At 37.1% G+C, this 22,406-nt stretch carries 22 protein-coding genes and 2 tRNA genes; 21 read left to right on the top strand and 3 right to left on the bottom strand.

Annotated features, from left to right (window positions below; translation table 11 throughout):
• Positions 1–56 precede the first annotated feature (56 nt).
• The 6 genes from NSQ69_RS22130 (at position 57) to NSQ69_RS22105 (ending at position 3,369) form a co-directional block, all read left to right on the top strand.
• Positions 57–1,106, top strand: coding sequence for a GerMN domain-containing protein (locus NSQ69_RS22130; protein WP_002129281.1), 1,050 nt, complete (start codon positions 57–59; stop codon positions 1,104–1,106).
• Between the two features lie 131 nt (positions 1,107–1,237).
• Entirely contained in the window at positions 1,238–1,975 is a 738-nt protein-coding gene (gene rph, locus NSQ69_RS22125) for a ribonuclease PH (protein WP_002015340.1), read from the top strand.
• Between the two features lie 11 nt (positions 1,976–1,986).
• Positions 1,987–2,595, top strand: a complete 609-nt coding sequence (locus NSQ69_RS22120) for an XTP/dITP diphosphatase (RefSeq protein WP_002143277.1) — start codon at positions 1,987–1,989, stop codon at positions 2,593–2,595.
• A 13-nt stretch (positions 2,596–2,608) separates the two neighbouring features.
• A complete protein-coding gene (locus NSQ69_RS22115) occupies positions 2,609–3,112 on the top strand; it encodes a metallophosphoesterase (RefSeq protein ID WP_002129278.1) in 504 nt (167 codons plus the stop codon).
• 108 nt (positions 3,113–3,220) lie between these two features.
• Positions 3,221–3,294: transfer RNA gene (locus tag NSQ69_RS22110), tRNA-Gly, on the top strand.
• A 1-nt stretch (position 3,295) separates the two neighbouring features.
• Positions 3,296–3,369, top strand: a tRNA-Arg gene (locus tag NSQ69_RS22105).
• 51 nt (positions 3,370–3,420) lie between these two features.
• Here NSQ69_RS22105 and NSQ69_RS22100 read toward each other — a convergent pair.
• Positions 3,421–4,035: a PH domain-containing protein gene (locus NSQ69_RS22100; protein WP_000473869.1), complete on the bottom strand. Its 615-nt coding sequence runs from the start codon at positions 4,033–4,035 to the stop codon at positions 3,421–3,423.
• Positions 4,036–4,173: 138 nt separating this feature from the next.
• Between NSQ69_RS22100 and NSQ69_RS22095 the strand changes: the two genes are divergently transcribed.
• From NSQ69_RS22095 to yihA, 8 genes are all read left to right on the top strand, one after another.
• Positions 4,174–4,311: a hypothetical protein gene (locus NSQ69_RS22095; RefSeq protein ID WP_002015343.1), complete on the top strand. Its 138-nt coding sequence runs from the start codon at positions 4,174–4,176 to the stop codon at positions 4,309–4,311.
• Positions 4,312–4,350: 39 nt separating this feature from the next.
• Positions 4,351–4,599: a hypothetical protein gene (locus NSQ69_RS22090; RefSeq protein WP_001983650.1), complete on the top strand. Its 249-nt coding sequence runs from the start codon at positions 4,351–4,353 to the stop codon at positions 4,597–4,599.
• Between the two features lie 198 nt (positions 4,600–4,797).
• Positions 4,798–5,796 (top strand): hypothetical protein, encoded by a 999-nt coding sequence (locus NSQ69_RS22085; protein WP_002034206.1) that lies wholly within the window; start codon positions 4,798–4,800, stop codon positions 5,794–5,796.
• A gap of 310 nt (positions 5,797–6,106) precedes the next feature.
• Positions 6,107–7,384: a trigger factor gene (gene tig, locus NSQ69_RS22080; RefSeq protein ID WP_002015345.1), complete on the top strand. Its 1,278-nt coding sequence runs from the start codon at positions 6,107–6,109 to the stop codon at positions 7,382–7,384.
• A 264-nt stretch (positions 7,385–7,648) separates the two neighbouring features.
• Complete coding sequence (gene clpX / locus NSQ69_RS22075) at positions 7,649–8,908, top strand: ATP-dependent protease ATP-binding subunit ClpX (RefSeq protein WP_000472285.1); 1,260 nt, start codon at positions 7,649–7,651, stop codon at positions 8,906–8,908.
• Positions 8,909–9,014: 106 nt separating this feature from the next.
• Entirely contained in the window at positions 9,015–10,685 is a 1,671-nt protein-coding gene (gene lonB, locus NSQ69_RS22070) for an ATP-dependent protease LonB (protein ID WP_002034202.1), read from the top strand.
• A 185-nt stretch (positions 10,686–10,870) separates the two neighbouring features.
• Positions 10,871–13,201 (top strand): endopeptidase La, encoded by a 2,331-nt coding sequence (gene lon / locus NSQ69_RS22065; protein ID WP_002034201.1) that lies wholly within the window; start codon positions 10,871–10,873, stop codon positions 13,199–13,201.
• A complete protein-coding gene (gene yihA, locus NSQ69_RS22060) occupies positions 13,198–13,794 on the top strand; it encodes a ribosome biogenesis GTP-binding protein YihA/YsxC (RefSeq protein ID WP_002088829.1) in 597 nt (198 codons plus the stop codon). Before lon ends, yihA begins: the two co-directional genes overlap by 4 nt.
• A 35-nt stretch (positions 13,795–13,829) precedes the next feature.
• Here yihA and NSQ69_RS22055 read toward each other — a convergent pair whose 3' ends face one another.
• Complete coding sequence (locus tag NSQ69_RS22055; protein ID WP_002015349.1) at positions 13,830–14,246, bottom strand: organic hydroperoxide resistance protein; 417 nt, start codon at positions 14,244–14,246, stop codon at positions 13,830–13,832.
• Positions 14,247–14,248: 2 nt separating this feature from the next.
• A complete protein-coding gene (locus tag NSQ69_RS22050; RefSeq protein WP_002034199.1) occupies positions 14,249–14,701 on the bottom strand; it encodes a MarR family winged helix-turn-helix transcriptional regulator in 453 nt (150 codons plus the stop codon).
• A 417-nt stretch (positions 14,702–15,118) separates the two neighbouring features.
• Here NSQ69_RS22050 and hemA point away from each other — a divergent pair, with 417 nt between their 5' ends.
• The 7 genes from hemA to spoVID all read left to right on the top strand — a co-directional run bounded on the left by hemA (position 15,119) and on the right by spoVID (position 22,387).
• Positions 15,119–16,450, top strand: a complete 1,332-nt coding sequence (hemA, locus tag NSQ69_RS22045) for a glutamyl-tRNA reductase (protein WP_002184908.1) — start codon at positions 15,119–15,121, stop codon at positions 16,448–16,450.
• Between the two features lie 17 nt (positions 16,451–16,467).
• The gene (locus tag NSQ69_RS22040) at positions 16,468–17,301 is read left to right on the top strand and encodes a cytochrome c biogenesis protein (protein WP_002015354.1); all 834 of its coding nucleotides are present in this window, start codon (positions 16,468–16,470) and stop codon (positions 17,299–17,301) included.
• Positions 17,302–17,316: 15 nt separating this feature from the next.
• Positions 17,317–18,246, top strand: coding sequence for a hydroxymethylbilane synthase (gene hemC / locus NSQ69_RS22035; RefSeq protein WP_002034194.1), 930 nt, complete (start codon positions 17,317–17,319; stop codon positions 18,244–18,246).
• A 2-nt stretch (positions 18,247–18,248) separates the two neighbouring features.
• The gene (hemD, locus tag NSQ69_RS22030) at positions 18,249–19,001 is read left to right on the top strand and encodes a uroporphyrinogen-III synthase (protein ID WP_002129270.1); all 753 of its coding nucleotides are present in this window, start codon (positions 18,249–18,251) and stop codon (positions 18,999–19,001) included.
• A 20-nt stretch (positions 19,002–19,021) separates the two neighbouring features.
• Positions 19,022–20,011: a porphobilinogen synthase gene (gene hemB / locus NSQ69_RS22025; protein WP_002015358.1), complete on the top strand. Its 990-nt coding sequence runs from the start codon at positions 19,022–19,024 to the stop codon at positions 20,009–20,011.
• Positions 20,011–21,300 (top strand): glutamate-1-semialdehyde 2,1-aminomutase, encoded by a 1,290-nt coding sequence (gene hemL, locus NSQ69_RS22020; protein WP_002034163.1) that lies wholly within the window; start codon positions 20,011–20,013, stop codon positions 21,298–21,300. Before hemB ends, hemL begins: the two co-directional genes overlap by 1 nt.
• A gap of 79 nt (positions 21,301–21,379) precedes the next feature.
• Positions 21,380–22,387, top strand: a complete 1,008-nt coding sequence (gene spoVID / locus NSQ69_RS22015; RefSeq protein ID WP_002015360.1) for a stage VI sporulation protein D — start codon at positions 21,380–21,382, stop codon at positions 22,385–22,387.
• Positions 22,388–22,406: the final 19 nt, after the last annotated feature.

The following is a 22,406-nucleotide window of genomic DNA, read 5'->3' as shown; positions in this document are numbered from 1 at the left end:
ACATGAAACAGCTCGTATACATAATAGTACAAACTTAGATTTTAGGGGGGAATGGCATGCCTAAATCCACTTTTAAATGGGTTGTTGGTGCTACTGTGAGTGCGATTTTATTATCAGGGTGTGGCTTGTTAAATCAAGAGAAAGCGACAGAACAAATTGATCCGCCAAAAAAAGTTACGTATACAGAAGGTGAAAAGAAAGAAACTGCTAAAAAAGATAAACAAGGGCAAACAGTAAATAGAGAGTTATACCTCGTTGATAAAAATGGATATGTCGTACCGCAAACTATTGCAATGCCTACTCCGAAAGCGAATGAAGTTGTACAGCAAACGTTAGAGTATCTTGTGAAAGATGGACCAGTTACAAATTTATTGCCAAATGGATTTCGAGCAGTCCTTCCAGCGAATACGACGATGACCTTGAATTTGAAAAAAGGCGGGACAGCAGTAATTGATTTCTCTAAAGAAATGAAAAATTATTCAAAAGAAGAAGAACGTCAAATTGTTGAATCAGTAGCGTGGACTTTGACTCAATTTACAGAAATAAAACAAGTGCAGTTCCAAATAAATGGTGAAAAGTTAGTGAAGATGCCTGTTGCGGGTACACCGCTAGGTGAAGGTGTAAGTCGTGCGAATGGAATTAACTTTGATGATGAACAAGTAGCAGATGTGACGCATACAAAACCGGTTACACTTTACTTTATGGCGCAAAATAATAATAAGCAGCAATATTACGTACCGGTAACAAGGCGCGTTGCAGAAGGAAAAGAAAATGATTACTCGGCAATTGTGGATGAGCTTGTAAAAGGTCCGATTCAAGGGTCGCTACTAAATGATTTTAATCCAGGAGCTAAGCTTATTACGAATCCAAAAGTGGAGAACGGAAATATTACATTAAACTTTAATGAAAATATATTTGTGAACCCAGACAAAAACATGATTTCAAATTATGTGTTGAAATCGTTAGTCTTATCTTTAACGGAAAAACAAGGTGTGAAAAATGTTTCTATTGAAGTGAATGGGAAAGCAAATCTTATGGATGAGAAAGGTGAAAAGTTAATAAAACCTGTTGATCGTCCACAAAACGTGAATACAGGTAGTTTTTAATCGCGAATAATTTGATATACTTATGTAAGAAAGGGGAATTGCTTTTTGAGTTCCCCTTCTTTTATTGTTATACATATCGTACATTTAAATTTGGCTATACTAATGAGAGTATTTATGAGGGGGTTATTTTTATGCGAGTAGATGGTAGAGGAAAAGCAGAGCTACGCCATATACATATTCATACAAATTATTTAAAACATCCAGAGGGATCAGTACTAATTGAAGTTGGGGATACAAAGGTAATTTGTTCAGCGACAATTGAAGAGCGTGTACCGCCGTTTATGCGCGGAGAAGGAAAAGGCTGGGTAACAGCAGAATACTCAATGATTCCACGTGCGACAGAGCAACGTACAATCAGGGAGTCAAGTAAAGGGAAAGTAACAGGGCGTACAATGGAAATCCAGCGTTTAATTGGACGAGCATTACGTGCGGTTGTTGATTTAGAAGCGCTTGGCGAAAGAACGGTTTGGATTGACTGTGATGTAATTCAAGCGGATGGCGGAACGAGAACAGCTTCTATTACAGGTGCTTATGTAGCGATGGTATTAGCTTTTGAAAAATTATTGCAAGCAGAAAAAGTATCTAAAATTCCGGTGAAAGATTATTTAGCGGCAACGTCAGTAGGTGTTGTTGAAGAACAAGGTGTTGTTTTAGATTTAAATTATGCTGAAGATTCTAAAGCAGACGTTGATATGAACGTTATTATGACTGGAAAAGGTCAGTTTGTTGAAGTGCAAGGAACTGGAGAAGAAGCGACGTTTAGCAGAGCTGAATTAAATGAATTACTTGATGCTGCTGAACAAGGGATTTTCCAACTTGTTGAAAAGCAAAAAGAAGCGTTAGGTGACATCGTATCTCATATAGAGTAGAGGTGGAAAATATGAAGCAAGTTGTTGTAGCGACGAAAAATCTTGGGAAAGTACGTGAGTTTGCTGAGTTATTTGAGAGATTTGACTTAGAAGTGAAATCTTTACACGATTTTCCTCATATTGAAGAAGTCGAAGAAACTGGTGAAACATTTGAAGAAAACGCAATTTTGAAAGCGGACAGTCTTAGTAGACAGTTGAATTCCATCGTAATTGCGGATGACTCAGGTCTTATTGTAGATGCCTTAAACGGGAAACCAGGTGTATATTCAGCTCGTTTTGCTGGAGAGCCGAAAGATGACCAAGCGAATATCGATAAAGTGTTGCAAGAGTTAACTGACATCGATTTAGAAAAACGTACAGCTCGTTTTTACTGTGCACTAGCGGTTGCTTTCCCTGAGGCAGATAAAGAGCCGGTTATTGTAAACGGAACGTGTGAAGGGAAAATCTTAGAACAGCGCCGCGGGGAAAATGGTTTTGGATACGATCCGATTTTTTATGTAGAAGAATATAAAAAGGCAATGGCGGAACTAAGCTCAGATGAGAAAAATGCCATTAGCCACCGCGGACGCGCTCTTCGTAAATTAGAAGAGAAAATCCCGGAATGGTTTTTAGAAGAATAAGGGAGAGAGATTGATGAAAGCTTTAATCGTAAGCGATAGTCATAGCTCTGTGAAGGAATTACAGCAGTTAAAAGAGAAATATGAAGGGAAAGTAGATGTCATGATTCATTGTGGTGATTCAGAGCTAACGCCTGCTCACGAAGAGCTACAAGGTTTCCAAGTTGTAAAAGGGAATTGTGATTATGCTAACTTTCAAGATGAAATTGTAACTGATGTAGATGGAATTCGTTTCTTAGTTGTACACGGTCATCGTCATGATGTGAAAATGACGTTACAAACGTTAGCGTATCATGCAGAAGAAGTAGGAGCACAAGTAGCGTGCTTTGGACATTCTCATGTATTAGGGGCAGAATTACTTGATGGGATTTTATTTATTAATCCAGGAAGTATTTTGCTCCCGCGCTCTCGTGTGGAAAAGACATTCGCTTTATTAGAAATGGATGAAAATCATATAGAAGTTCGTTTTGAAACATTAGATGGACAGCTGGTGGAACAAGCAATTTTTAAAAGAGGATAAGAAAAATTATCCTCTTTTAAAAAAGTGTTGACTTTATAAGTAGTTATGAATATAATAAATATTGTCGATAGGGCAACGGCGCTAACGAAGAAAAATAAAATAACATATGCGGGTGTAGTTTAGTGGTAAAACAAGAGCCTTCCAAGCTCTGGTCGAGAGTTCGATTCTCTTCACCCGCTCCATGTCCCAGTAGCTCAGCCGGATAGAGCATACGCCTTCTAAGCGTACGGTCGGGAGTTCGAATCTCTCCTGGGACGCTAAAAAAACCTTGTTATCTTTTGATAACAAGGTTTTTTGTTTGTTTTAAATTAGTTATTAATAAATTTTTCAAAGACAAAACCGTAATCTTTCACGTTATATTGCTTTTTCGTATCAACGAGCCAGTTAAAGGCGATCTCGTTCATCTCTTTAAACTGTTCTGCTAAATTTACTTGTGCATTTGAAATACGGCTGAAAGCGTTAGATGCCATATCTAAACTTTTATGTGCATACTGCAATGTAATGTCGTTGTCGTATGAAATTTCTTCGATTTTAAGAAGAGCCTTATATAAATCTTTTAATTCTTCAATATGTTTTTTATGAACATCAATTGAGTAATGCTCATCTCCCATTTGAAATTTAATTTCTACATCTAAATCAATCGTTCCTGCAGTTTCAAGTGCTACGTTTTTAATTTGATATTTACTATAGCTAAAGCGGCGTAATGTACGTTTTTTGCTTGTGGCACTTGTACCATCTAAGTGAATTAATCCTTTGTTTGTAAAGCAATATTCATCCGATTTTGATTTAATAAGAAAGTAAATTTTCTCCCCATCTTCATGCATTACGTAATCATCAGCATCGACCTTATCGTAATCTTTTGGTGTGATAACGGAACCTACATCGCTTAATCCTAAAACGTCAGCTGCCATTTTTTTGAACATATATAATCCCCCTTGTAAATTAAATTCTTAATTGTACAAAAATACATTAACATGATTTTAAACTTATTTTTGAAATCTTACAACTCTGTAAGGTAAGTGTAAGGAAGTTCGATGGTAACAAATTACTAATCTTATATAATGAAGATAACAACGATAAATGAGGAGGAAGAGATGATGAAAGGATTAATCGTAACGGGTTTAACAGTAGCTTTTGGGTTTGTGGCGTATGAAAAGTTAACATATGTAATTGATGTTGTAAAACATTTAGTAGCGTAGAAAAAACTGCCATGAGAGGGAAAGGGAATGAGTGAATGAATGGAATGGTTATTTGGAATTATAGGTACTTGTAGTGTAGTTTTATTGTTCTTTGTCCCAAGTGGTATACTTAGTTCGACAACGAGTTTGTTCTTTTTAAGTTTGTTTGCTTGTACGATGCTTATTATTATGTTTTTAATGAAGCGAAGTAAACCAATCTTCTATTTTAGCATGATTGTTATGGCAATTATTGTTCTCCAAATTATTACCCTTGTTATATACCCCACAATTATAAAAGCTTTCCATTAATGATGAACCCTCTGCCGTCTGTTGCTGAGGGTTTTTGTTTGTGAAAAATGAATTTCATTTAGAAGTTTGTTGCTTTTTTGTTATGAAAATAGAATATTCCTATATTTCAAATAAATAATTTTGGAATGTTGTGTTCTCATTACGCATTTGATATATTTACTTTGAAGATCATTAAAATCTAGAAAAAGAGGCGGACGTATGGATAAAAAAGAAAATACGGTCGTATTGTTTCCGCAACTATCAGAACGCTATATTGATAAAGGTTTTTTAGCGTTGAAAGAGCGGGAATTCGAAGATGCATTGCGCTGCTTTGAAATATTACGTCAGTATAATGCAGAAACGGAACAAACAGAATTAGCTTCCGTTATTTGTTTGCTAGAATTAAAACGTATGGAAGAAGCGAAAGAAAAATGTGAGCAGTTGCTTGAAACAGGAGCTGTATTATTTGGTGATATTCTTGAAACGTATGTAACTATTTTAGTTCAAACAAATGATTATGAAGGTGTCATTGAAACTGTTGAGGAAGTTTTGCAAACGAAAGATATAATTCCTGAGCAAAAGGAAAAATTGGCGCAGCTTGCTTTGTTTGCGCAAGGGATGCTGAATGAAGAAGATACACCGCTAGTGGATTCGAATTTTGAATTAGAAGAATTTACCGATGGGCTTTTTGGAGAAAACTTTGGTCAAAAGCTAAGAGTGATCCAGAAACTTTCGTTAAAAGACCTGGATCTCGCACTTCCTACTTTAAAGAAATTTTTAATAGACGAAGATCAGCACCCTTATTTAAAAACTTCTATTTTGTATAAAATGGTAGAAAATCAAATAGAAGAAGAGATAGAAGTAGAGAAGTTTGGAAATACGATAAAGGTGATTCCAGCATTTACAGGTCATAATGAGGAGCAATCCGATAAAATTATACATAAATTCTCAAACCGATTAGAGCAAAATTATCCAGATATATTTAGTACGATGGTTACATACTGGAAAGAATTACAAATTAGCATTTTTCCGTTCCCTCTATTAATGGATAAAGTAGAAATTTGGGCTGCTGTCTTAGAGAGAATTGGAAGAAAGCGTTTCGGATTGGCTATTGATGAAGAAGAACTTATGACAGCGTACAATATTGAGTTTGAGGAATTTCATATTGCCTATCAATGGTTACTGCGCATTGAAAGAGAAGGGTATTTGCCCGTATAATTATGAAAAAGAATCGTTCAGTTATTGAAACGAGCACATTCTATGTTATAATGTAAGGGTTGCAAAAGGCAGAAATCTGCCTGTTTGTAAGAGAAGAGGAGTATAATTCTCTTACTTAATATGTTTCATATTAGTCTCGAACAAAATATACCGTAGTTGTCTTTTAGACAATTAGTAGATTGGAACATTGTATCTGAAAGCTTTTTGCTAGAGGGTTATTTGTACATTTGTTATTTCAAGAAAGAGATAATAAAAATTTTGATCTATAGAGGTATGTGCATACATTATTATAGTTGGAGGGAAAGAATAAATGTCTACAAAATGGGAAAAATTAGAAGGTAACGTTGGCGTTTTAACAATCGAAGTTGATGCTAAAGAAGTAAATAACTCTATCGACGCTGCATTCAAAAAAGTAGTAAAAACAATTAATGTACCAGGTTTCCGTAAAGGGAAAATGCCTCGTCCATTATTCGAACAACGCTTTGGTATTGAATCTTTATACCAAGATGCTTTAGATATCATCTTACCAAAAGCATACGGTGAAGCAATCGATGAAGCTGGTATCTTCCCAGTTGCTCATCCTGAGATTGACATCGAGAAATTCGAAAAAGGCCAAAACTTAATTTTCACTGCAAAAGTTACTGTAAAACCTGAAGTTAAATTAGGTGATTACAAAGGTTTAGCAGTAGAAAAAGTTGAAACAACTGTAACTGACGAGGATGTAGAGAACGAAGTAAAAGCTTTACAAGAGCGTCAAGCTGAACTAGTTGTTAAAGAAGACGGAACTGCTGCAGATGGTGATACAGCTGTAATCGACTTCGAAGGTTTCGTTGATGGCGAAGCATTTGAAGGCGGAAAAGGCGAAAACTATTCTCTTGCAATCGGTTCTGGTACTTTCATCCCAGGTTTCGAAGAGCAAGTAATTGGTCTTAAATCTGGTGATTCTAAAGAAGTTGAAGTATCATTCCCAGAAGAGTACCATGCTGCTGAATTAGCTGGTAAACCAGCAACATTCAAAGTAACAATTCACGAAATCAAAACAAAAGAACTTCCTGAGTTAAACGACGAGTTCGCTAAAGATGCTGACGAAGAAGTTGCAACTCTTGATGAATTAAAAACAAAACTTCGTACAAACTTAGAAGAAGGCAAAAAGCACGAAGCTGAGCACAAAGTACGTGACGAAGTAGTAGAATTAGCTGCTGCTAACGCTGAAATCGACATTCCAGAAGCTATGATCGACACTGAGTTAGATCGTATGGTTCGTGAATTCGAGCAACGTTTAAGCCAACAAGGTATGAACCTTGAGCTTTACTACCAATTCACAGGTACTGACGCTGACAAATTAAAAGAGCAAATGAAAGAGGATGCACAAAAACGTGTAAGAATCAATCTTGTTCTTGAAGCTATCATTGAAGCTGAAAACATCGAAGTTACTGAAGAAGAAGTAACTGCAGAAGTTGAAAAAATGGCTGAAATGTACGGTATGCCAGTAGACGCTATCAAGCAAGCTCTTGGAAGCGTAGACGCTTTATCTGAAGATCTTAAAGTGCGTAAAGCTGTAGACTTCTTAGTAGACAACGCTGCATAATAAAATAACAAGGCGCGATTTTAATCGTGCCTTGTTTTATAAATATAGAAATATATTTATAAAACTTTTCGATGAAGAAGGAAAAGTGCCTTTGTAAGTCGAATATACATATTTCAAAAGTTTTAAAATTTTTTTATTTGTACATAACTAGTCATATTATTTGTATTTCTCGCTACGTAGTGACATAATATGTATTTACATACGATACATTTATCGTGTACATACGAAGGCAAGAGGTTAGCACTTTGTAAGGGGTGTGAAAATATGTTTAAATTTAATGATGAAAAAGGTCAATTAAAATGTTCTTTCTGTGGTAAAACACAAACGCAAGTTCGAAAGTTAGTTGCAGGTCCAGGTGTTTACATTTGTGACGAGTGTATCGAGCTTTGTACTGAAATTGTACAAGAGGAGCTTGCGAAGGACGAAGAAGTAGAATTCAAAGATGTACCGAAACCGGTAGAAATTCGTGAAATCTTAGATGAGTATGTCATCGGACAAGATAACGCGAAAAAAGCACTAGCGGTAGCGGTATATAACCATTACAAACGCATTAATTCTAACAGCAAAATTGATGATGTAGAATTAGCGAAGAGTAATATTTCACTTATTGGGCCAACTGGTAGTGGTAAAACATTATTGGCACAAACATTAGCGCGTATTTTAAATGTTCCATTTGCAATCGCGGACGCAACATCTTTAACAGAAGCTGGATACGTTGGGGAAGATGTAGAAAACATCTTACTAAAACTAATTCAAGCGGCTGATTACGATGTAGAAAAAGCGGAAAAAGGAATTATTTATATTGATGAGATTGATAAAGTGGCACGTAAGTCCGAAAATCCATCAATTACACGTGATGTATCTGGTGAAGGTGTACAGCAGGCACTTCTGAAAATTTTAGAAGGTACTGTAGCGAGCGTTCCACCTCAAGGTGGTCGTAAGCACCCGCATCAAGAGTTTATTCAAATTGATACAACGAACATCCTATTCATTTGTGGTGGAGCGTTTGATGGCATCGAGCCTATTATTAAACGTCGCCTTGGTGAGAAAGTAATTGGATTTGGTGCTGAGAAGAAAAATGCTGATGTAAATGAGAAGCATGTTTTATCTCACGTTTTACCAGAGGATCTTTTAAGATTCGGTTTAATTCCGGAGTTTATCGGTCGTCTTCCAGTTATTGCGAACCTAGAGCCGCTTGATGAAGATGCTCTTGTAGATATTTTAACTAAACCGAAAAATGCACTTGTTAAGCAATTCCAAAAATTATTGGAGCTTGACGATGTTGAGTTAGAGTTTGAAGAGGGTGCACTAGTTGAGATTGCGAAAAAAGCAATTGAACGTAAAACAGGTGCTCGTGGACTTCGTTCTATTATTGAAGGCTTGATGCTTGATGTAATGTTCGAACTTCCATCTCGCAAAGATATCGAGAAGTGTATTCTTACGAAAGAAACAGTAGCTGATAATGAACCGCCGAAATTGGTGTTACAAGACGGTACTGTACTTGATACAAAAACATCTGCATAATGCGAAGAAGAAACAGCAATTTTTATAATTGCTGTTTTTCTTTATGTTTAGCACTATTCCTCCCAGGAAATACTAAAAGGTAAAACATAGCGGGAGGAAATGAATTATGAGCTGGACAAATATATTTTTACTTGTTCAACTTGTTTTTGGCGTAATTGTCGGATTGTATTTTTGGCATTTACTTCGAAATCAGCGAACACAAAAAGTTTCAATTGATCGAGAATCGAAAAAAGAATTAGAGCAGCTTCGTAAAATGCGTGAGGTTTCTTTAACAGAGCCGCTTGCGGAAAAGGTACGTCCTACATCCTTTATAGACATTGTAGGGCAAGAAGACGGGATTAAGTCGTTAAAAGCGGCTCTTTGTGGTCCTAATCCGCAACATGTGATCATATACGGTCCGCCAGGTGTCGGAAAGACAGCGGCAGCACGCCTTGTATTAGAAGAAGCGAAACGAAATCCGAAATCTCCATTTCGTACAAATGCAACATTTATCGAACTTGATGCGACGACAGCTAGGTTTGATGAGCGTGGTATTGCGGATCCATTAATTGGTTCAGTGCATGATCCTATTTATCAAGGAGCAGGTGCAATGGGACAAGCGGGTATCCCGCAACCGAAAAAAGGGGCTGTAACAGATGCGCATGGTGGTATTTTGTTCATTGATGAGATTGGTGAATTACATCCAATTCAAATGAATAAAATGCTAAAAGTGTTAGAAGATCGGAAAGTGTTTTTGGAAAGTGCGTATTATAGTGAAGAAAATTCGATGATTCCAACGTATATACATGATATTTTTCAAAAAGGTTTACCTGCAGATTTTCGCTTAGTTGGTGCAACGACACGTTCACCAGAGGAAATTCCTCCTGCAATTAGGTCGCGTTGTTTAGAAGTGTTCTTCCGTGAGTTAGATACAGAAGAAATTCAAAAAGTAGCGAAAAATGCAGCTGACAAAGTGGAGATGCAAGTAGGTGAGAACGGTATCGAAATGATTGGAATGTATGCAAGAAATGGGCGAGAAGCAATTAATCTCGTGCAAATTTCTGCTGGTATGGCGATAAATGAAGAACGACCTTTCATTAAAGATGAAGATATTGAATGGGTTGTTCATTCTAGTCAGCTTACACCAAAGTACGAAAAACGTATTTATCCAATTCCGAGAATCGGTCTTGTGAACGGGCTTGCTGTATATGGGCCGAATACAGGTGCGTTATTAGAAATTGAGGTAACAGCTATTCCTGCGAAAGATAAAGGATCAGTAAATGTCACTGGAATTGTAGAAGAGGAAAGTATTGGAAATCAAACGAAATCAATCCGCCGTAAAAGTATGGCGAAAGGTTCTGTTGATAATGTGTTAACAGTACTTCGTTCTCTAGATGTGTTGCCAGAAGGGTATGATATACATATTAATTTTCCTGGTGGTATCCCGATTGATGGTCCTTCAGCAGGTATTGCTATGGCAACAGGTGTCTATTCAGCAGTGCATCGTACGTATGTGAATAATGAAGTAGCGATGACAGGTGAGATAAGTATCCACGGAGAAGTGAAGCCTATTGGTGGTGTGTACGCAAAAATAAAAGCTGCGAAAAAAGCGGGAGCTAAGAAAGTCATCATTCCGGCTGAAAACATGCAACCATTTTTGTATACAATAAAGGGAATTGAGATCATTCCTGTTCGCAAATTAAAAGAAGTATTTGAATTAACATTTATGCAGGAAAATATGCATCGTGAGCTTGATGCACATAATGATTTGGACGAAACAGATGCACAATCAATGTGAGAATATACAATAATAAAAATTTGCCAGACTTCGTTTAAGTTTGTATGCTTAAGCGGAGTCTTTTTTCTTTTCGTGAGGCACAAAAAAACAGGGGATTAACAATTGCGAAGAATCTCTGCAATTGCATCTAGATGTATTGTAATATAAAATAGTTGAACAGGAGTTTAATTTATTATGGAGGTGCTATGTCTAGTATGAATACGAATGAAAGAATTGTGCCCCTCCTACCATTAAGAGGCATTCTCGTATATCCAACGATGGTTCTGCATCTTGATGTAGGACGTGATAAATCGATACAAGCACTAGAGCAGGCGGCAATGGATGAAAATATCATCTTTTTAGCAATGCAAAAAGAAATGAATATCGACGATCCGAAAGAAGATGACATATATAGTGTAGGTACAGTGGCGAAAGTGAAGCAAATGTTAAAATTGCCGAACGGTACGCTTCGTGTCCTTGTAGAAGGTTTACATAGAGCAGAAGTAGTAGAGTTTATCGAAGAAGAAAATATAGTGCAAGTTTCTATTAAAACGGTAACGGAAGAAGTAGAAGATGATTTAGAAGAGAAGGCTCTTATGCGTACGTTACTGGAGCATTTCGAACAATATATTAAAGTTTCGAAAAAAGTTTCAAATGAAACATTTGCAACGGTAGCTGATGTAGAAGAACCGGGAAGACTAGCTGATTTAATTGCTTCTCACTTACCGATTAAAACGAAGCAGAAACAAGAGATTTTAGAGATTGTATCTGTGAAAGAACGACTACATACACTTATTTCAATTATTCAAGATGAACAAGAGTTACTTAGCCTAGAAAAGAAAATTGGACAAAAAGTGAAACGTTCAATGGAGCGCACGCAAAAAGAATATTTCTTACGTGAGCAAATGAAGGCAATTCAAACTGAACTTGGTGATAAAGAAGGCAAGGGCGGGGAAGTTGAAGAACTTCGTGAGAAAATTGAACAGTCGGGAATGCCTGAAGAAACAATGAAGGCTGCACTGAAAGAATTAGATCGTTATGAAAAATTACCTGTAAGTTCTGCTGAGAGTGGTGTCATTCATAATTATATTGATTGGTTATTAGCTCTCCCATGGACAACAGCAACAGAGGATATGATTGACCTCACTCATTCGGAAGAAATTTTAAATAAAGATCATTACGGTCTTGAAAAAGTGAAAGAGCGAGTACTTGAATATTTAGCTGTACAGAAGTTAACGAATTCATTAAAAGGGCCAATTCTTTGTCTAGTAGGACCTCCTGGGGTTGGGAAAACTTCGTTAGCTCGTTCTATCGCAACATCGTTAAACCGCAATTTTGTACGTGTTTCTCTTGGGGGTGTGCGTGATGAATCTGAAATTCGTGGTCACCGTCGTACATATGTAGGAGCGATGCCAGGACGTATTATTCAAGGTATGAAGAAGGCGAAAACAGTTAATCCAGTCTTCTTATTAGATGAGATTGATAAAATGTCTAACGATTTCAGGGGAGACCCATCAGCGGCGTTACTTGAAGTGTTAGATCCAGAACAAAACCATAACTTCAGTGATCATTACATTGAAGAGCCATATGATTTATCGAAAGTTATGTTCGTTGCAACTGCTAATACACTTGCAAGTGTTCCGGGCCCATTGCTTGACCGTATGGAAATCATTTCAATTGCTGGTTATACAGAACTTGAAAAGGTGCACATTGCTCGTGAGCATTTATTGCCGAAACAATTAAAAGAGCACGGTTTGCGAAAAGGTAATTTGCAAGTACGTGATGAAGCGCTTCTTGAAATTATTCGTTATTATACACGCGAGGCTGGTGTTCGTACGTTAGAGCGTCAAATTGCAAAAGTTTGCCGTAAAGCAGCAAAAATTATCGTTACAGCAGAACGCAAGCGCATTGTTGTAACAGAGAAAAATATTGTTGATTTACTTGGTAAGCATATATTCCGTTATGGTCAAGCTGAAAAAACAGACCAAGTTGGTATGGCAACAGGTTTAGCTTACACAGCAGCGGGCGGCGATACACTTGCAATTGAAGTGTCTGTAGCGCCAGGAAAAGGGAAATTAATTTTAACAGGGAAACTTGGGGATGTTATGAAAGAATCCGCACAAGCCGCGTTTAGCTATATTCGTTCTCGTGCAGAAGAACTTCATATTGATCCGGATTTCCATGAGAAAAACGATATTCATATTCATGTTCCAGAAGGAGCAGTTCCAAAAGATGGACCATCAGCAGGTATTACGATGGCAACGGCACTTATTTCTGCACTAACGGGTATTCCTGTAAGTAAAGAAGTTGGTATGACAGGTGAAATTACACTTCGTGGTCGTGTATTACCGATTGGTGGTTTGAAAGAAAAAACATTAAGTGCTCACCGCGCGGGATTAACAAAAATTATTTTACCGGCGGAAAATGAGAAAGATTTAGATGATATTCCAGAGAGCGTAAAAGAAAACCTTACGTTTGTGCTTGCATCTCATTTAGACGAAGTATTGGAGCACGCATTAGTAGGAGTGAAACAATGAAAGTAACAAAAGCAGATATTGTAATTAGTGCCGTTAAACCGGAACAATATCCAGACAGTGATTTACCAGAAATTGCCTTAGCAGGTCGTTCTAATGTCGGGAAGTCTTCCTTTATTAATAAAATTTTAAATCGTAAAAAGTTAGTACGTATTTCTTCTAAACCAGGAAAAACGCAAACGCTGAACTTTTTCTTAATCAATGAAATGATGCATTTTGTTGACGTTCCAGGTTATGGATATGCGAAAGTATCTAAAACAGAGCGCGCGGCATGGGGCAGAATGATTGAAACTTACTTTACAACACGTACGCAATTAGACGCAGCTGTATTAGTAGTTGATTTACGTCACCAACCAACAAAAGATGACATTATGATGTATGATTTCTTAAAGCATTATGAAATCCCAACAATTATTATTGCAACGAAAGCCGATAAAATTCCGAAAGGGAAATGGCAAAAGCATTTAAAAGTTGTAAAAGAAACGCTTGCTGTTGAAATTGGCGATGAAATCGTTCTATTCTCTTCTGAAACAGGACTTGGAAAAGAAGAAGCATGGAAAGCAATTCATAAAATGACAAAAACAAAAAACGCGTGACGAATGTCGCGCGTTTTTTTTTATTTACTAAACTTTTAGCGTACGTTTAATGTAACTTCAATATTTCCTCTTGTTGCTTTAGAGTAAGGACATACACCGTGAGCGGCTTCTACAAGTTCTTGTGCTTCGGCATGAGAAACACCAGCAACATGTACGTCAAGTACAGCAGATAGTCCGAAACCACCATCTGTATCTTTACCGATAGAAACGTGTGCAGTCACTTCTGTACTTTCCACCTTCATACGTTTTGTACGAATTACAAGTTGTAATGCACTATCAAAGCAAGCTGCATAACCAGCTGCAAATAATTGTTCTGGATTTGTTGCTTCTCCGCCTGCGCCACCTAGTGCTTTTGGCATTTTTACATCAAGATTTAATATGCCATCATCTGAAACTACCTTACCGTTTCTTCCACCTGTTGCTGTTACTGAAGCAGTATATAATTTATCCATGTTTATTCCCCTTTTCTGTCATTAATTTTTTTCATTGTTTCAATTAACGTGTTTAATTGGATTAATAAAGAATGATATTCTTGCTCTGTAATGCCTAAATTTGTAGCCATCGTTGTTGGTAATGAACAAGCTATTTCTTTTAAATCTTTACCTTGTTTTGTTAATTCAATACAAACTTTTCGCTCGTCTTCTTTTGAACGAACACGTTGTACAAGTTTTAATGATTCCATACGTTTTAACATAGGTGTTAAAGTACCAGAATCTAAAAATAGACGTTCTCCAATTTCTTTTACTGTTAGTCCGTCTTGTTCCCAGAGTACGAGTAAAGTAATGTACTGGGGATACGTAATGCCCATTTCTTCTAAATAGGGGCGGTAAAAACGGGTAACCTCTCTAGAACAAGCGTAAATAGAAAAACAAAGTTGGTTATCTAGATGCAAAGGATTTTCTTTCATAGGCAACTCCTTGTATTTTTAAATTGTGCACAATTTAATTTTGTAAAACCAATATAACGAAAAAGAAATACAATGTCAAATGCATTGCATCGAGAAAGTGAGTACTATATTTTGGAACAATCATACATATTTTCCTTCATGATGAAAGAAGATAGAAAAGATGATGTTATAATTAATATGGAATAGTTTCCATCACTTGATTATGAGGACTTTTTTTGGTAACGTACAAATAGAGTTGTTATTTTATAATTATTATAAAGTAGAAAGTTCTTTATTAATCTTACTGAAGCTCCTTTATTACATATGGAGAATAAATAAAAAATAATCAGTTGTTCACACGATTGTCAGATTCATAAGAGGAAAGTTGTATTATGATAGTAGATAAAGTGATAAAACGGGTGAAGGGGGACATGCTGCGTGCATATTCTTGTTGTTAGTGTAAATTATCGAACAGCCCCTGTAGAATTTCGTGAGAAACTCACATTTCAGGCAGCAGAGCTAGAGCAAGCAATGACTATATTACAAAACCAAAAGAGCGTGCTAGAAAATGTCATTGTATCAACTTGTAATCGCACTGAGATTTACGCTGTTGTCGATCAATTACACACGGGACGGTATTACATTAAGAAGTTTTTAGCTGATTGGTTTCAGCTTGAAATAGAAGAAATCGCACCATACTTGTCTATTTTTGAACAAGATGGCGCAATAGATCATTTATTCCGCGTAACGTGCGGTTTGGATTCTATGGTTGTTGGAGAGACGCAAATTTTAGGTCAAATAAAAGATAGCTTTTTAGAAGCACAACAAGTAAAAGCGACAGGTACAATTTTTAATGAGTTGTTTAAGCAAGTGGTTACGTTAGCAAAACGTGCGCACTCAGAAACAACGATTGGTGAAAGTGCGATGTCTGTTAGTTATGCTGCTGTTGAGCTCGGGAAGAAAATATTTGGCGATTTAACAGATTGTCATGTACTTATTCTTGGTGCGGGTAAGATGGGTGAACTTGCACTGCAAAACTTATACGGAAGTGGAGCTCGTAAAGTAACGGTTATGAATAGGACGCTTACGAAAGCGGAAGTGATGGCTGAGAAATATATGGGACATGCAAAGCCTTTAAGTGAATTGCAATGTGCATTATTAGAAGCGGATATTTTAATTAGTTCAACGGGTGCATCAGAATATGTCATTACGAAAGAAATGATGACAAAAGTAGAGAGAATGCGCTCTGGTCGTCCGTTATTTATGGTTGATATTGCAGTACCACGTGATATTGATCCAGCGATTGATGAATTAGAAGGCTCTTTCTTATATGATATCGACGATCTGCAAGGTGTAGTTGAAGCAAACCGTGCTGAACGTTTAAAAGAAGCAGAGAAAATTCAATTTATGATTGAAGAAGAAATGGTTTTATTTAAAACGTGGTTAAGTACGCTAGGTGTTGTACCGTTAATATCAGCTCTTCGTGATAAAGCGCTAGCAATTCAAAGTGATACGATGGAAAGTCTTGAGCGAAAAATACCAAACCTTAGTGATCGTGAGAAAAAAGTAATTAGTAAACATACGAAAAGTATTATTAACCAATTGTTAAAAGACCCAATTTTAGTAGCTAAAGAATTAGCTGTTGAAGAGGGAGCTGGCGAAAAATTAGCTTTATTTGCGAAGATTTTTGATTTAGAAGTGGAAGAAGCGGGAAATACGGAAGAAGTAGAACATAAAAGAGCGTGGACACCATCCGTTCCATCTTTATAACTTGGAAGGATGATCGGATGAGTTTTTTAAATAACAGTATTATTTATCATATTGCAATTATTTTATATGCTTGTAGCATTAGTTTATATTTTATAGATTATTTCCAAAGTAACCGAAAGGCGAACCGCTTTGCTTTTTGGTTACTTTCGATTGTATGGGTTCTGCAGTCTATCTTTATGTTGCTTAGGGCTACAGATTCAGAAACGAATCCTATTTTAACTTTATTATCAGGGATTTATTTTTATGTTTGGTTATTGATTACGATGTCATTAGTCATTAATCGATTTATGCGTATTGACTTTTTAGTCTTTTTTACAAATGTTGTAGCATTTGGCGTAAGCGCTTTTTCTATTTTTACACCGCTCGGGAAGATGTCGCCAGTACTTGCAGAGCAATTAGTTTCAGAACTTGTATACGTGCATGTCGGTATGGCGATTATTTCTTATGCAACGTTTACTGTATCGTTTATTTTTTCTATTATGTATTTATTGCAATACCGACTATTAAAAAAGAAAAAGTGGAATGCGAGATTAAGAAGATTAGGAAATTTGCCGAAGCTTGAATCTATGTCTTACGGATTAAATTTATTTTCTGTTCCGTTTTTCTTATTAGCAATTATATTAGGATGCATATGGGGATATACAAAATTGGATAATTTCCATTGGTATGATACGAAAGTAATTGGGTCTTTTGTCGTTCTATTTGTATATTGCGTGGGCTTATATTTACGAGCAGCAGATGTGTTGCAAGGTAAGAAAATTGTGCAGTGGAATATCGGGGCATTTCTCGTAATGCTAGTTAACATTTTTCTATTAAGCAGTTTATCTAATTTCCACTTTTGGTATTTATAATGAGGAGAGAGAATTATGCGCAAAATTATTGTAGGTTCACGAAAGAGTAAACTAGCATTAACACAAACTAATTGGTTTATTGATCAATTAAAAGCGCTTGGTTTACCATATGAATTTGAAGTGAAAGAAATCGTCACAAAAGGTGATGTTATTTTAGATGTTACTCTTTCAAAAGTAGGCGGAAAAGGTTTATTTGTAAAGGAAATTGAACATGCGTTACTTACGAAAGAAATTGATATGGCTGTACATAGTATGAAAGATATGCCAGCTGTACTTCCAGATGGATTAACGATTGGTTGTACGCCAAAGCGCGTTGACCCTCGTGATGCTTTTATTTCTAAAAACGGAGAATCGTTTAAAGACTTAGCAGAAGGCGCGATCTTAGGAACGAGTAGTTTGAGACGTAGTGCACAACTACTAGCTGCGAGACCAGATTTACAAGTGAAATGGATTCGCGGGAATATCGATACACGCTTACGTAAGTTAAAAGATGAAGATTACGATGCAATTATTTTAGCGACAGCTGGATTACAGAGAATGGGCTGGGACGGAGAAGTTATTACAGAACATTTAGATGAAACGTTATGTGTACCAGCCGTAGGACAAGGTGCATTAGCGATTGAATGTCGTGAGGATGATACGGATTTACTTCAGTTGTTAGCGCATATTAATGATGCAGTAACAGAAAGAACAGTGGCTGCTGAACGAGTATTTCTTCATAAACTTGAAGGTGGATGCCAAGTTCCAATCGCTGGATATGCAACTCTTAAAGAAAATGATGCAATCGAATTAACAGCGCTTGTCGGTTCTATGGACGGTTCTGTTTTATTGAAAGAGATAGTAGTAGGTAATGATCCGAAGCAAGTTGGATTAGAGGCTGCGGACCGTTTAATTAAACAAGGAGCAAAAGAGCTCATCCTTGCTGCAAATAAGGAGCAACAATAAATATGAACGCTCTCGCTGGCAAAACAGTATTGATTACACGTGCCCAGCACCAAGCGAAACAAATGAGTGTAGCAGTGAAAGAAAGGAGCGGAATTCCATTGGAAATTCCGCTTTTGCGTATGGAAGGTACGTCTCATAGGCAAATTCAACACATAGCAGGGCAGCTACATTCGTATGACTGGGTTATTTTCACGAGTAAAAATGGTGTAGCTTTTTTTCTAGATGGTTTAGAAACAAAAATACCATTAACTATTAAAATCGCTGCGGTAGGCGTGAAAACAAAATTAGAGTTAGAAAAAAGGGGCTATCAAGTTCATTTTGTTCCGACCTCGTTTGTTGCAGAAACATTTGCCGAAGAGTTTCTAAAAGAGTTAAGTGGAAACGAGCGTATTTTATTTCCGAAAGGGAATTTAGCAAGAGATGTAATCCCGGTTAAACTTAGGGAGTTTGGTGTTTTTCTAGATGAGTTAATTGTATATGGTACGAAGGTGAATGTAGAGAAAAAACAAGAACTTATAACAGCATTGAAATTAGGGGAAGTAAATATTATTACATTTACGAGCCCTTCAACTGTTGATAGTTTTGTTCGTTTACTTGAGGGTACAAACTGGAGAGAATGGACGAAAAAATGTACAATTGCTTGTATAGGGCCTATTACGGAAAAAGAGGCGAACCTCTATTTTTCACATGTTATTGTGCCAAAAGAGTACACTGTAGAAGCATTACTGCAATGCATTTGTGAATCTATAAAATAAAAGAATGGGGATAGAAATCTATGAATTCTTTACAATTTAATCGTCATCGTCGTTTAAGACAAAGCGGGGGCATGCGTGCGCTTGTACGTGAAACATTTTTACATACAGAAGATTTTATTTACCCTATTTTTGTATTAGAAGGAGAAAATACTCGTAATGAAGTTCCTTCTATGCCAGGCGTATATCAAATGTCTTTAGATTTATTGCAAGCTGAAATGCAAGAGGTCGTTGATTTAGGTATTCGTTCTGTTATTGTATTTGGTTTACCTGCTGAAAAGGACGAAGTTGGATCATCGGCATATTGTGAGCATGGAATTGTACAGCGTGCAATTAAGCAAATTAAAGATGAGTTCCCAGAGCTAGTAGTAGTTGCAGATACATGTTTATGTCAATTTACAAGCCATGGTCATTGCGGTGTTATTGAAGATGGCGTTATTTTAAATGATGAGTCTCTTGCAGCTCTTGCAAAAACAGCTGTAAGTCAAGCGAAAGCAGGGGCAGACATTATTGCACCATCTAACATGATGGACGGATTCGTAACAGCAATTCGCCATGCATTAGATGAAAATGGTTTCGCGCACGTACCAGTTATGTCGTACGCTGTGAAATATTCATCAGCATTTTACGGACCGTTCCGTGATGCAGCACATGGTGCACCGCAGTTTGGTGACCGTAAAACATATCAAATGGACCCAGCGAACCGTATGGAAGCATTCCGTGAAGCAGAATCAGATGTAATGGAAGGGGCCGACTTCTTAATTGTAAAGCCAGCTCTTTCTTATCTAGATATCGTTCGTGATGTGAAAAATAACTTTAACTTACCAGTCGTTGCTTATAACGTAAGTGGTGAATATTCGATGATTAAAGCAGCAGCACAAAATGGTTGGATTAATGAAAAAGAAGTTGTACTTGAGAAATTAATTAGCATGAAACGCGCAGGAGCAGACTTAATTATTACGTATCATGCAAAAGATGCAGCAAGATGGTTACAAGAAGGAGGCGCTAAATAATGAAAAAATTTGATAAATCGATTGCGGCGTTTGAAGAGGCTCAAAATTTAATGCCTGGAGGCGTAAACAGCCCTGTCCGTGCTTTTAAGTCTGTTGGTATGAATCCGCTGTTTATGGAGCGCGGAAAAGGCTCTAAAGTATATGATATCGATGGGAATGAATACATCGATTACGTATTATCGTGGGGACCTTTAATTCATGGTCATGCGAATGATCGTGTTGTTGAGGCTTTAAAAGCTGTTGCTGAAAAAGGAACAAGCTTTGGTGCACCAACAGAAATTGAAAATAAATTAGCGCAGCTTGTTATCGAGCGTGTACCATCAATTGAGATTGTGCGTATGGTTAACTCTGGAACAGAGGCGACAATGAGCGCGCTACGTTTAGCTCGTGGTTACACTGGACGTAACAAAATTTTGAAATTCATTGGTTGTTATCACGGTCATGGTGATTCTTTATTGATTAAAGCAGGTTCGGGTGTAGCAACGCTAGGTTTACCAGATAGCCCTGGTGTACCAGAAGGTGTAGCGAAAAATACGATTACAGTAGCGTATAACGATTTAGAAAGTGTAAAATATGCTTTCGAACAATTCGGTGATGACATCGCTTGTATAATTGTAGAACCAGTGGCAGGGAATATGGGTGTTGTTCCCCCTCAACCAGGGTTTTTAGAAGGACTTCGTGAAGTGACAGAGCAAAACGGTGCACTACTTATTTTTGATGAAGTAATGACAGGATTCCGTGTTGCTTATAATTGTGGACAAGGTTACTACGGTGTAACTCCTGACTTAACTTGTTTAGGTAAAGTAATCGGTGGTGGCTTGCCGGTAGGAGCATACGGTGGGAAGGCAGAGATTATGCGTCAAGTTGCACCAAGCGGACCGATTTACCAAGCTGGAACATTATCGGGTAATCCACTTGCAATGACAGCAGGTTATGAAACGTTAGTGCAGTTAACGCCAGAATCATATGTGGAATTTGAGCGTAAAGCAGAAATGTTAGAGGCTGGACTACGTAAGGCAGCTGAAAAGCATAATATCCCGCATCACATTAATCGTGCAGGTTCTATGATTGGTATTTTCTTTACAGATGAGCAAGTTATTAATTATGATGCAGCAAAATCTTCAAACTTAGAATTCTTTGCAGCTTACTATCGTGAAATGGTAGAACAAGGTGTATTTTTACCACCTTCTCAATTTGAAGGTTTATTCTTATCGACAGCACATAGTGATGCAGATATTGAGGCGACAATTGCGGCGGCCGAAATTGCAATGTCAAAATTAAAGGCATAATTTCTTAGAGAAAATCGCTTTCCATTAGGGGAGCGATTTTTTTTATTCATAAAGTAGCCTTAGGGAACATAAATCTGTAATGACATATAGTTTGGGAGGGGGAAAAGAAGTGGCAACAGATCATTCATTACGATTTTCATTAAAAGAATCTGTTTGGTTCCAGAAGGGACAGGAAGTCGAAGAACTTTTGTCAATTTCGTTAGATCCAGACGTTGAGATAGAGGAGCTCGATCATGAAGTTATCGTGAGGGGGCAATTAGATTTAACGGGAGAGTATGTTGCAAGGCAAGATGATTCAGCTTATTCATTAAGAGAGCTATCACCAGCAAAGGCAATTGATTATGTAGAAACAAGGGCAGACGGGGTTAATGAGCTTGTCCATTCCTTTCCGCTCGAAATATCAATTCCAAGAAATCGAGTGAAAGTAATTGAAGAATTATATGTATCAATCGAGGAATTTGATTATGAATTAAAGGAAAATGGTTGCTTACAACTATTAGCGGATATATCTATTACAGGTTTATGTGACGAAGAAAGAACCGAGGATGAAGAGGAAGAGACTGTGTATGCCGAGTTGGAAGCTGATTCAGCTGAAGAAGATGAAAGTAGACCTGCGCCGCACGAAGAGGTACCAGCCTATAAAGAATCAGATGGATGGGAAGATTATGCATTTGAGCCGTTTCAGTTAGAAGAAAGAAAAGAGCAAGAAATAGAAGAAGAGGAATTAGAAGAACATGAACTTGTGGAGCGTGAAGAGGAGCAAGAAAAGACGCCACAATTTGAATTGTTCGGGCGGAAAAATTTCAAGAAAGAAAAAGCGAAAAAGCAGGAAGAGCCAGAGGAAGAAGCATATTCACAGCGAGATGAAAATGCACTTTATTTAACGAAATTATTTACGAAAGAACCAGAAGAAGAATTTACGAAGTTAAGAATGTACTTCGTACAAGAAGGAGATACAATTGAATCGGTTGCAGAACGTTATGAAACGACTGTACAAAGCTTATATCGTGTAAATCAATCAGAAGATATATATTTAACTACAGGGCAAATTATATATATTCCTGTTTCAAAAGCAACAGTGAAATAAGTGAGTGAGTTTTTTCACT

The organism is Bacillus sp. FSL R10-2201, from assembly GCF_038008665.1.
Classification (GTDB): domain Bacteria; phylum Bacillota; class Bacilli; order Bacillales; family Bacillaceae_G; genus Bacillus_A; species Bacillus_A mycoides.
This window is presented reverse-complemented; position numbering and strand designations above follow the sequence as displayed.

Excerpts from the sequence above, each read along its gene's own strand:
- NSQ69_RS22120 (WP_002143277.1), top strand. The coding sequence starts at position 1,987 with ATGAAGCAAGTTGTTGTAGCGACGAAAAATCTTGGGAAAGTACGTGAG.
- clpX (WP_000472285.1), top strand. The coding sequence starts at position 7,649 with ATGTTTAAATTTAATGATGAAAAAGGTCAATTAAAATGTTCTTTCTGT.
- spoVID (WP_002015360.1), top strand. The coding sequence starts at position 21,380 with ATGACATATAGTTTGGGAGGGGGAAAAGAAGTGGCAACAGATCATTCA.
- lon (WP_002034201.1), top strand. The coding sequence starts at position 10,871 with ATGTCTAGTATGAATACGAATGAAAGAATTGTGCCCCTCCTACCATTA.
- NSQ69_RS22095 (WP_002015343.1), top strand. The coding sequence starts at position 4,174 with ATGAAGATAACAACGATAAATGAGGAGGAAGAGATGATGAAAGGATTA.
- hemC (WP_002034194.1), top strand. The coding sequence starts at position 17,317 with ATGCGCAAAATTATTGTAGGTTCACGAAAGAGTAAACTAGCATTAACA.
- rph (WP_002015340.1), top strand. The coding sequence starts at position 1,238 with ATGCGAGTAGATGGTAGAGGAAAAGCAGAGCTACGCCATATACATATT.
- lonB (WP_002034202.1), top strand. The coding sequence starts at position 9,015 with ATGAGCTGGACAAATATATTTTTACTTGTTCAACTTGTTTTTGGCGTA.
- NSQ69_RS22100 (WP_000473869.1), bottom strand. The coding sequence starts at position 4,035 with ATGTTCAAAAAAATGGCAGCTGACGTTTTAGGATTAAGCGATGTAGGT.
- NSQ69_RS22130 (WP_002129281.1), top strand. The coding sequence starts at position 57 with ATGCCTAAATCCACTTTTAAATGGGTTGTTGGTGCTACTGTGAGTGCG.
- tig (WP_002015345.1), top strand. The coding sequence starts at position 6,107 with ATGTCTACAAAATGGGAAAAATTAGAAGGTAACGTTGGCGTTTTAACA.
- NSQ69_RS22090 (WP_001983650.1), top strand. The coding sequence starts at position 4,351 with ATGGAATGGTTATTTGGAATTATAGGTACTTGTAGTGTAGTTTTATTG.
- hemB (WP_002015358.1), top strand. The coding sequence starts at position 19,022 with ATGAATTCTTTACAATTTAATCGTCATCGTCGTTTAAGACAAAGCGGG.
- NSQ69_RS22040 (WP_002015354.1), top strand. The coding sequence starts at position 16,468 with ATGAGTTTTTTAAATAACAGTATTATTTATCATATTGCAATTATTTTA.
- NSQ69_RS22085 (WP_002034206.1), top strand. The coding sequence starts at position 4,798 with ATGGATAAAAAAGAAAATACGGTCGTATTGTTTCCGCAACTATCAGAA.
- hemL (WP_002034163.1), top strand. The coding sequence starts at position 20,011 with ATGAAAAAATTTGATAAATCGATTGCGGCGTTTGAAGAGGCTCAAAAT.
- NSQ69_RS22055 (WP_002015349.1), bottom strand. The coding sequence starts at position 14,246 with ATGGATAAATTATATACTGCTTCAGTAACAGCAACAGGTGGAAGAAAC.
- NSQ69_RS22050 (WP_002034199.1), bottom strand. The coding sequence starts at position 14,701 with ATGAAAGAAAATCCTTTGCATCTAGATAACCAACTTTGTTTTTCTATT.
- yihA (WP_002088829.1), top strand. The coding sequence starts at position 13,198 with ATGAAAGTAACAAAAGCAGATATTGTAATTAGTGCCGTTAAACCGGAA.
- NSQ69_RS22115 (WP_002129278.1), top strand. The coding sequence starts at position 2,609 with ATGAAAGCTTTAATCGTAAGCGATAGTCATAGCTCTGTGAAGGAATTA.
- hemD (WP_002129270.1), top strand. The coding sequence starts at position 18,249 with ATGAACGCTCTCGCTGGCAAAACAGTATTGATTACACGTGCCCAGCAC.